A 9539-nucleotide genomic window follows, 5' to 3' on the forward strand; every position below is an offset into this window, starting at 1 on the left:
GGCAGTCGGTGATAGCTTCTCTAAGCGCCCGGTTCATCGAGCACGAATCGATCGATAAGGGACTAAAGCTGAGCATCGAAGTAAGTGAAGAACGAAAGAAGTGTCATGGTGTTGGCAAAAAACGGTCATCAACGAATTCTAATGAGCAAAGCAGTCAACAGTACAACCAAAGTCGGCGGGACCGTTGAATTATCTGCAAAGACCAGCGGCTACCGTAGGCAATTTTTAGAATGAACCTCCAATGTCTATGGTCCGCAGACGCGCAACAAGCGAAGCGTATCAAGCTTTTATCGCATAACAGAAGGAGATCATTATGTCCGAGAATAATAAGCCCATTTTGTCCGTCCTGCCCGGTTTGCCCACGACCAGCGCAAATAATACGGAGACAACACCGAATTCGACACAGAACACCGAAACCCTCGCGCCGAGTTTGCCCTTTCCCAAAATGCCCACCGCCAGCGTAGCCGCACGGACGCTGGCCGAGTCCACGCATCAATGGCGCAACAAAGACACCCCCTTACGCGCCGACGCGCCCAACGTCCTCATTATCATGCTCGATGATGTCGGTTTTGCCCACGCCAACACGGTCGGCGGCGCGATCCATACACCAACGCTGAGCCGCATAGCCGACACCGGCGTGCGCTATAACGCCTTTCACACCACCGCGATCAGCTCGGCCACCCGCGCCTCGCTGCTCACAGGGCGCAATCACCACCGCGTAGAGTCCGGCACCATCACCGAGCTCGCCAGCGATTTCGATGGCTACACCGGCGAAATTCCGAAGACCTCCGCGACCATTCCCGAAGTGCTGCAACACTATGGCTACAGCACCGCCGCCTTCGGCAAATGGCATAACACCCCCGCTCTGAATGTCTCGGCAGCAGGCCCGTTCGATCGCTGGCCTACCGGTTGCGGATTCGATCATTTTTACGGATTCATGGCGGCAGAAACCTCGCAATACGAGCCTAATCTGTATCGCAATACCACCCCGATTGAACGCCCGAACGATCCGGCCTACCATTTGAGCGAAGACTTGGCCAACCAGGCTACCGGCTGGTTGCGTCAGCAGCATGCACTTGCGCCCGAAAAACCTTTCCTGATGTATTGGGCACCCGGTGCGGTACACGGTCCGCATCAGGTCTTCGGTGAATGGTCGGATAAATATTCGGGCCAGTTTGATGGCGGCTGGGACATCTATCGCGAGCAGGCTTTCCAGCGCCAAAAGGCCATGGGCTGGATTCCGAGCGACAGCATCTTGACGCCACGTCCCGATACGCTACCGGCATGGGACAGCTTATCGCCTGAAGAGAAAAAATTTCAGGCACGCTTAATGGAGGTCTACGCCGGATTTTTAGAGCATGCCGATACGCAGGCAGGCAAGGTCGTCGATGAACTCGAACGCCTCGGTTTGCGCGACAACACGCTGATCTTTTACGTCCTCTCCGACAACGGCGCATCCTCCGAAGGCTGGAGCGGGACCATCAATGAAATGCTGACCCTCAACGGCATCCCCATGCCGTTCGCACAGCAAATGAAAATACTGGAAGAACAATACGGCGGCTTACCCGCACTGGGCGGCCCTAAAGTCGCCAATATGTATCATGCAGGCTGGGCCTGGGCCGGAGAGAGTCCGTTTCAGGGCACCAAACTGGTTGCCGGTTTCTTTGGCGGCACGCGCGTGCCGATGGCCGTGTCATGGCCCAAAGGCATCAAAGCCGACCCCAAAGTGCGCGGCCAGTTTCACCATGTCAACGATATTGCGCCGACCATCTATGACGTCATCGGCATCACCCCGCCGGCATCCGTCAATGGCTTTGAACAAGATCCACTGGACGGCATCAGCCTGAGCTACACCTTCACCGATGCGCAGGTCGCCACGCAAAAAACCCATCAATACTTCGAAGTATTCGGCAGTCGCGGTATTTATTCGAAAGGCTGGATGGCCTCGGTATTCGGCCCACGCATCCCGTGGCTACCCGGCGCTTACGCCGCCTATGCCAACTGGAATCCGGAAGACGATGTCTGGACCCTGTATAAGCTCGACGGCGACTATTCCCAATCCACCGACGTCGCGCATGCGCATCCCGACAAGCTCGCTGAACTGAAACAAAAGTTCGACAGCGAAGCGCGTGCTAACAATGTCTATCCGATCGGCGCCGGTCTCGGCCCGTTGCTCAATCCGAGTGCACGGATAGGCACCAAGCAGACCGAATGGCATTTCAATACCGCCGTGACCCGATTGCCAGAATTTTGCGCGCCGAATCTGCGTGCACGCAATAACAAGGTCACGGTAGACGTGACCGTGCATGCCGATGCCAGCGGCGTACTGTATGCACTGGGGGCGGTCGCTGGTGGACTGGTGTTGTATATGGACGGTGGTTTTCTGCACTACGAATACAACTTTTTAGGCGTAGCGCGTACCAAGCTAAAATCGTCTGCAAGCATCACGCCCGGTCAACATCGCCTTGCGCTGGAGACCACGATGAGCAGCCCAGCCCCGGGTGCTGCTGCGACGTTTGTGATGCGCATCGATGGTCTGGAAGTCGCAAGCGGCGTAACCCCCTTCACCGCGCCACTGGCGTTTAGCGCCAGCGAAACGTTTAACGTCGGGGTCGATCTTGGCTCTCCGGTGACGCTGGACTATCGTGATCGTGCGCCGTTCCGCTTCAACGGGCAGATCCATGACGTGCACATCGTGTATACGCCATGATCGACTACATCATCATCGGTGGCGGCTCAGCCGGTTGCGTGCTGGCCGCACGCTTGAGCGAAGACCCCGAGGTACAGGTCTGCCTGCTCGAAGCCGGGGCTGCCGACAACACCCCCCTGATCCAATGCCCCGCCGGATTGGCGGCATTGATTCCCTATCCGATCTTTAACTGGGCCTTTAAAACAGTCGCCAATAAAGGTCTCAACGGACGCATTGGCTACCAGCCACGCGGTAAAACGCTGGGCGGCTCCAGCTCGATCAACGGCATGATGTACATCCGTGGCGACCGGACCGACTACGATCAATGGGCCGCCGACGGCAACGTTGGCTGGAGTTATGCAGAGGTATTGCCCTACTTTAAAAAATCCGAAAACAATGAATCCTGGGGTAACAATCCCTACCACGGCGCGGGCGGCCCTCTCAACGTAGCCGAGGTGCTGGAACCGAGCTTTTATGCAAGGGCCTTCGTTGAGGCCGGATTGCAGGCCGGGCATTTGCCGAACCCCGACTTCAACGGCGACCATTTGCTGGGCGTCGGCATGACCCAGGTGACGCAAAAGAACGGCGAGCGCTGTAGCACCGCCAAAGCATTTCTCACGCCCAATCGGGCACGCCCAAATCTTCAGGTCATCACCAAAGTCCGGGTAACCCGGATTTTGACAGTCGATAAACGTGCTATCGGAGTGGAATACGTTGACGCAAATGGTGCACTCCAACAACTGCATGCCAAGCGCGAAGTGATCTTGTCAGCAGGCGCATTACAGTCGCCGCAAGTGCTGATGCTCTCTGGCATCGGCCCGGCCGAGACGTTGGAAAAACATGGCATCGCCGTAGTCCTCGATGCACGCGGCGTGGGCCAGAATCTGCAAGACCATATCGACATCGTGCACAGCTACAACGCCGGTACGCCAAGAGGATTGTTCGGCCTGTCTTTAGCAGGCATCTGGGCGATCACGAAAGGTATGTTTCATTGGAAAAAATACCGGCGCGGCGTCCTGACGTCGAATTTTGCCGAAGCAACCGGGTTTATCAAAACCCAGCCAGATGAGACGCTCCCCGATGCGCAGCTCGTATTCATCGTGGCAAAACTAATCGATCACGGACGCAAAATATTATTCGGCAATGGCTACTCGGTGCATGTCGGTTTGCTGCGTCCAAAGTCGCGGGGCAGCATTTCGCTCAGCAGTGCCGATCCTTTAGCCGCGCCCTTGATCGACACGCATTTTTTGTCTGAGCAAGACGACGTCGATCGTCTCATCAGCGGCTTCAAAATAGCCCGCGACATCATGCAACGTCCGGCGCTGACCCGCTTTGGCGGCGTCGAAGCCAAAAATTCAGCGCGTGCGCAGACCGATGCGGAAATCGAACAATTTATCCGTAACCATGCCGATTGCGCCTATCACCCGGTCGGCACTTGCCGGATGGGCACGGGGCCGCTGGATGTAGTCGATGATCAATTACGGGTCAAAGGCATCGCCGGATTGCGCGTGGTCGATGCATCGATCATGCCCAATATCGTGTCGGGAAATACCAACGCCCCGACCATCATGATTGCCGAAAAAGCGGCTGACATGATCAAGGCCGCCGCCCTCATCGATGCATAAAGCTATGCTGTTAATTGCTCTGAAAACCGCCTGCCTGTTGATCTATGGACTGGCGCTGACCGGTACGGCGGGCGCATACACCACTGCGCTACAAATCATCGCGGCGGCGTTAATCTGCATCCATGTGCTGGAGCTTCCCTTCGTCTTCAACAGACTGCGCCTGTATCGCGGCGCATTCATCATCAGCATTCTGTTGTCGTTATTGTTCGGGCTTGTACATTGGCTACCGCTTTTACGCCGACAAAATCACATTAAGGAGTAACGCAATGGGCGTTCTGGACGGCATCAAAGTCATTGAAATTGCCGGTATCGGCCCCGGCCCGTTTTGCGGCATGTTATTGGCCGACATGGGGGCCGAAGTCATCCTCATTGAACGTGTCGGAGCCAAGGGCATGCTCGATCTGGGCAAAAACGCCATCGTCAATCGCGGCAAACGCTCCATCGCACTAGACCTCAAAGACCCGCAAGCGATAGCCGCCGTATTGCGCATGATCGCAAGCGCCGATGCCTTAATCGAAGGCATGCGCCCGGGCGTCATGGAGCGCCTCGGTTTAGGACCGGAAATATGTCTGGCCCAGAATCCGGGGCTGATCTATGGTCGCATGACCGGCTGGGGCCAAGACGGCCCGTTAGCCCAGAGCGCCGGGCACGATCTGAATTACATCGCGCTCTCTGGCGCACTGTGGTTTGCCGGCGAACCCGGAAAACCACCGATGGCCCCGCCCACCTTAGTCGGCGATCTCGGCGGCGGCGCTTTGTATCTGGCGATGGGCATACTCGCAGGCATTCTCAATGTCAGACGCACCGGCATCGGCCAGGTCGTGGACGCCGCGATCGTCGATGGCAGCGCCAATCTGATGAACCTGACGCTCTCCGCCCATGCTGCCGGTCAGCAACCGTTTGAACGCGGTAGCGGCCTGCTCGACGGTCCGCACTGGAGTGGGACTTATACCTGCGCTGACGGTCATTGCGTGAGCGTGCAAGCACTTGAGCCGCAGTTCAACGCCCTGCTGTTTAACAAACTGGGACTGGGCGACGACGACGATTTCAAACAACCCTACGACGCACGCCGTTGGGCCGCACTGCGCGTCCGAATGGCCGCGCTGTTTGCCACGCAACCACGCCAACACTGGATCACTTTGCTAGAAGGCAGCGACGCCTGCTTCGCGCCGGTACTGACACCCGCCGAAGCCATGACGCATCCGCATATCGCCGCACGCGGTATTTATGCCGAACACGACGGCGTTTTGCAGGCCGCGCCCGCTCCGCGTTTTTCAGTCACGCCAGCGGCAACACCACGAGCCGTGCCGCAACACGGTGAGCACGGCGTTGCGGTTCTGCGTGATGCAGGTTTTAGTGAGGTTGAGATCGGGCAGTTATTGGCGGTTGAGTAAGCGCCGGAAGAAAATCATGGAAATTGGTCAGTCTCATCTTGACGGTCTTGGCCAACTTCCATGAAATTGGTATTGGACGGTGGCATGACCAACTCCAGTATTCGCTTAAAAAGCGACAGAGCCTTGTCGAAATCGGGTGGCGTGGCACCATACACCATGACCTTAATAAATCGATCATAGCTGGCGCGAATCTCTGAATCGGCCCCGGCCATCGCCATGGCGCGGTTAAGCTCACCCACAGGGTCCACCAGAAACTCTGGATGTTGACTCGCAAAATCCCCGGCGTCTTTGCCCATCGCAGTAAGCATCAAGCGTCTCAACAGAACAAGCTGCTCGACCAATGTCTGGTCGGCATGAAGTATCTGATAAACGTCATACAGATGCCGCACCATAGCTGGCTCGAAAATCCTCTCGGGATGGGCTATGTGAAGCGCTAAACGTCTCGGAAAAGAGACCAGTTTCTCAACGAAGGCTTGCGCCGGGCCGACACACTCGACATCGAATCGAGGGCTGGTCAGGATTCCGGCCATGCCGTCGAAAAGCAGTCCAATGCTTTTTTTAACTTTGGGCTGCAACAGTTCTGTGTAGTTGAGCTCAAGCTTCACTTGGGAGCGCATGTCGTTGCCCTGCTCAAAAAATGTCTCGTAGGCAATATGAATAAGCACGTATGCGTTGCCATCCATCGCCGCTTCCACCGACACATTCTCTTCTGGAAAGCCAGCATTGACCAAGGCCTGACTCGTCTGCACTTTTAGCTGGCTCAAAAGGGCACGCGCTTTGCCTTTGCCGAAAGCTTTGTCGGGTTTGGCGACAACCTTGATGTCGACATCTTCCGATATTCGATCGAGATAACCATACGCTTTCGACAGGCATGTTCCGCCACAGAAGATAAGGTCGAAGTTTTCGTTGTTTATTCCCGCTAAAACCTTGAGTACCTTAGTGACGAAGAAGTCCTTTTCTAGCGCGTACTCTGCTATCGCCAGCTCCTGACTGTTGATCAGGTCGGTTATCTGCTGGCTTTGAAAGAGTTCAATCTTTCTCATAAATGATCTTACGTTTACCAATGGCGATGGCGCGGCGCACTCGGGACTTACCCACGCTGATGATGGGGGCCATCGGCATCTGTGTGCTGCGCCCCTCACGAAGCGCACGCGCCTCTTTGCCGATGTCAGCTTTGATACCTAGCTTACGCATGGTTTCGAGTCCAATGTTGACCAACGAATCATCCGGCACAGGCTTGCCTGTAATCGTCGAGGGACGGGCCTTGGCGTAAACCCCATAGCCCACGCGCGCCAACTCGCCACTGATTGCCAGCTCCCTGATCGCTCGGCTCACCTGGCGATATTCACCAAATTTATCGAACTCTTGACGCAAAAACACCTTGCTCTTGGATGAGCGGATGCTGGCCGAAATTCTCATTTTGATAGTCACGTTTACTCCTTTCGCAAGGCGTTTGAAAATGTCCTATGTTTGCACAAAATTTCTAAGATCGCAATTTATCGAAAGGCACGGCAAGCGTCATCGCCGTATCGAGGACTTACCGCGCTAAATACCGGCAAGACCTATGGCTTCACCGCAATGACCTGTCCGCAATGACTGACCTCCTTACGATCAACCTACTCGCCCATCGGGCGCCGATAAAGCGGTGCGTGGCGTTGATCTGACCCTATTTGGAGAAGTTAGTTATGCGTGAAGATGTGTTGTTGTACCAAGTCGCCGATGCGGTAGCGTGCCTGACGCTCAATCGTCCCAAGGCCATGAATTCCCTGAATCTGGCCATTCTTGCCGCACTCGATACCCGCCTGACCGAAATCGCTGCCGACGATGCTATCCGGGTGCTGGTGTTGACTGGTACGGGCGCAGCATTTTGCGCAGGTGCAGATTTAAAAGAAATATTGGCCGCAAGCGGCCTGGCCGCTGGCGAAGCGGATTTTCTCGATCGCGCCAATCTGGTCTTCGGTCGCTTGCGCAACTTCCCCAAACCCGTCATCGCCGCCTTGAATGGCGTGACGATGGCTGGCGGTCTGGAACTGGCGATGTGCGCCGACATCATCGTCGCCGCCGAGAGCGCCACCATTGCCGACGCCCACGCTAACTTCGGCGTCTATCCGGGTGCCGGCGGCGCAGCGGTGTTGCCGCGTTTGATTCCGCTGAATATGGCGATGTATTTATTGCTGACCGGCAAGTCATTGTCGGCAGCGGAAATGAAAGCCTGCGGCCTGATCTGCGAAGTCCATCCCGATGCTGATTTGCAAACCGCGGTCCATTTACTCGCTAAACAGATTGCTAAAAAAAGCCCGGTGGCCTTGCATCGCATGAAACAAGTCGCGCGCGCATCTGCCGACAAAACCCGTGACGACGCCTTGTTGCACGAGCAGGTCATGCTGCGCCAGCACATGCGCTCGTTCGATTTTCAGGAAGGCTTGCAAGCGTTTTCCGAAAGACGTGCGCCCGAGTTTCAGGGTCGTTAAATCCAACCGGACTTCCACAAACCTATGCAATTAACAACCCGTTCGGACTGAGTAGCGCAGCGTATCGAAGATGCACCTACGGTCAGCGCTAACTTCGATACGCCCTTAAGGGCTACTCAGTTCGAACGGATATCCGATATTTTTTCGTAAGCCATATCTCATTCTAAGAAGACACAAAATGAACGATATCTATGTAGTTGGTGTAGGCATGACCGCCTTTGGGCGACTGCTCGAAAAATCCGTGTATGACATGGTGGGTGAAGCCGTCGGTCTGGCCTTGAACGATGCCGGTTGCGTCGCCGCCGATATTGGCTCGGCCTATTACGGCACGATGACCAACGGACAGTTTCAGGGCCAGACGGCGATTCCCGGACCGATTGCGATGCGGCGGCTGGGGATTGAAGGTGTGCCGGTGTTCACGGTCGAAAACGCCTGCGCAACAGGTTCATCAGCCTTCAATCTGGCAACCCTTGCGCTGCGTGCCGGTAGCTGCGATATCGCGTTAGCGGTCGGTGCGGAAAAAATGAATATCCCTGACAAGGCCAAGATGTTCGCCGCCTTCGATGGCGGCTGGGATGTCTCGACCGTCGAGCAAAACAAAGAAACCTTGCTAGCCATGGGCCACGGCATCGTGCCGCCGCCAGGCACGATGTCGGAGCGTCCGTATAGCGTTTTCATGGACGTCTACGCTGCAATTTGCCGCAACCACATGCTGCGCTACGGCACAACTCAGCGCCAGATCGCAGCGGTCGCTGCCAAAAATCACCAGCACTCGGTCCACAACCCGCTAGCGCAATTTCAGAAAGCTTTCAGCATCGAGGAAGTATTAGCCTCGCCGCCGATTGCCTATCCATTGACGACCCTGATGTGTTCGCCCATCAGCGATGGCGCAGCCGCAGTGGTGCTGTGTAATGCGGCGGGTCTGAAACGTTTGAACGGTGCAGGTGGACGCGCTGTGCGGGTGTTAGCCAGCGTGGTGCAAACCGGGTCTTCGCGCAATATCGATGCGCCAGAAAAAATCGTCGCCCATCTGGCGGCTAAAAAAGCCTATGAACAAGCCGGTGTCGCGCCTGCTGACGTGAATGTGGCGGAAGTCCACGACGCCTCCGCGATTGGCGAAATCCTCAACGCCGAGTCGTTGATGCTAGTGCCATTCGGTGAAGGTGGACCGGCTGCTGAACGCGGCGACTTTACCGTCGGTGGCCGCATGCCGATCAATCCGTCGGGCGGGCTGGAATCCAAAGGACACCCGATCGGCGCGACCGGTCTGGGACAGATACACGAACTGGTGACCCAGTTGCGCGGTGAATCGATTCGTGCTTGTCCGTGGTACTCGGCATAGAACTACTGAGTCGGAGAC

At 56.2% G+C, this 9539-nt stretch carries 9 protein-coding genes; 7 read left to right on the top strand and 2 right to left on the bottom strand.

Annotated features, from left to right (window positions below):
• From ACVBEF_RS19000 to ACVBEF_RS19020, 5 genes are all read left to right on the top strand, one after another.
• Positions 1-188 (top strand): hypothetical protein (locus tag ACVBEF_RS19000; RefSeq protein ID WP_447125486.1); only part of this gene is annotated, 188 nt, incomplete at its 5' end.
• Between the two features lie 125 nt (positions 189-313).
• Complete coding sequence (locus ACVBEF_RS19005) at positions 314-2710, top strand: arylsulfatase (RefSeq protein ID WP_447125487.1); 2397 nt, start codon at positions 314-316, stop codon at positions 2708-2710.
• Entirely contained in the window at positions 2707-4314 is a 1608-nt protein-coding gene (locus tag ACVBEF_RS19010; protein ID WP_447125488.1) for a GMC family oxidoreductase, read from the top strand. Before ACVBEF_RS19005 ends, ACVBEF_RS19010 begins: the two co-directional genes overlap by 4 nt.
• 4 nt (positions 4315-4318) lie before the next feature.
• Positions 4319-4576, top strand: a complete 258-nt coding sequence (locus tag ACVBEF_RS19015; protein ID WP_447125489.1) for a hypothetical protein — start codon at positions 4319-4321, stop codon at positions 4574-4576.
• Between the two features lie 4 nt (positions 4577-4580).
• Complete coding sequence (locus ACVBEF_RS19020) at positions 4581-5708, top strand: CaiB/BaiF CoA transferase family protein (RefSeq protein WP_447125490.1); 1128 nt, start codon at positions 4581-4583, stop codon at positions 5706-5708.
• 14 nt (positions 5709-5722) lie between these two features.
• Here the strand turns inward: ACVBEF_RS19020 and ACVBEF_RS19025 are convergent, their stop codons facing one another.
• Positions 5723-6751 carry a nucleotidyl transferase AbiEii/AbiGii toxin family protein gene (locus ACVBEF_RS19025; protein ID WP_447125491.1) on the bottom strand — a complete coding sequence of 343 codons (1029 nt, stop codon included), beginning with the start codon at positions 6749-6751 and terminating at the stop codon, positions 5723-5725.
• Positions 6738-7139 (bottom strand): DUF6088 family protein, encoded by a 402-nt coding sequence (locus tag ACVBEF_RS19030; protein WP_447125492.1) that lies wholly within the window; start codon positions 7137-7139, stop codon positions 6738-6740. Before ACVBEF_RS19030 ends, ACVBEF_RS19025 begins: the two co-directional genes overlap by 14 nt.
• A 254-nt stretch (positions 7140-7393) precedes the next feature.
• Here ACVBEF_RS19030 and ACVBEF_RS19035 point away from each other — a divergent pair, with 254 nt between their 5' ends.
• Together ACVBEF_RS19035 and ACVBEF_RS19040 are read left to right on the top strand one after the other, a co-directional pair.
• Positions 7394-8179 (top strand): enoyl-CoA hydratase/isomerase family protein, encoded by a 786-nt coding sequence (locus ACVBEF_RS19035; RefSeq protein ID WP_447125493.1) that lies wholly within the window; start codon positions 7394-7396, stop codon positions 8177-8179.
• Positions 8180-8357: 178 nt separating this feature from the next.
• Positions 8358-9521: a thiolase family protein gene (locus ACVBEF_RS19040; protein WP_447125494.1), complete on the top strand. Its 1164-nt coding sequence runs from the start codon at positions 8358-8360 to the stop codon at positions 9519-9521.
• The last annotated feature ends 18 nt before the right edge of the window (positions 9522-9539 follow it).

This window comes from Glaciimonas sp. GG7, from assembly GCF_052976905.1.

Excerpts from the sequence above, each read along its gene's own strand:
- ACVBEF_RS19005 (WP_447125487.1), top strand. The coding sequence starts at position 314 with ATGTCCGAGAATAATAAGCCCATTTTGTCCGTCCTGCCCGGTTTGCCC.
- ACVBEF_RS19010 (WP_447125488.1), top strand. The coding sequence starts at position 2,707 with ATGATCGACTACATCATCATCGGTGGCGGCTCAGCCGGTTGCGTGCTG.
- ACVBEF_RS19015 (WP_447125489.1), top strand. The coding sequence starts at position 4,319 with ATGCTGTTAATTGCTCTGAAAACCGCCTGCCTGTTGATCTATGGACTG.
- ACVBEF_RS19020 (WP_447125490.1), top strand. The coding sequence starts at position 4,581 with ATGGGCGTTCTGGACGGCATCAAAGTCATTGAAATTGCCGGTATCGGC.
- ACVBEF_RS19025 (WP_447125491.1), bottom strand. The coding sequence starts at position 6,751 with ATGAGAAAGATTGAACTCTTTCAAAGCCAGCAGATAACCGACCTGATC.
- ACVBEF_RS19035 (WP_447125493.1), top strand. The coding sequence starts at position 7,394 with ATGCGTGAAGATGTGTTGTTGTACCAAGTCGCCGATGCGGTAGCGTGC.
- ACVBEF_RS19040 (WP_447125494.1), top strand. The coding sequence starts at position 8,358 with ATGAACGATATCTATGTAGTTGGTGTAGGCATGACCGCCTTTGGGCGA.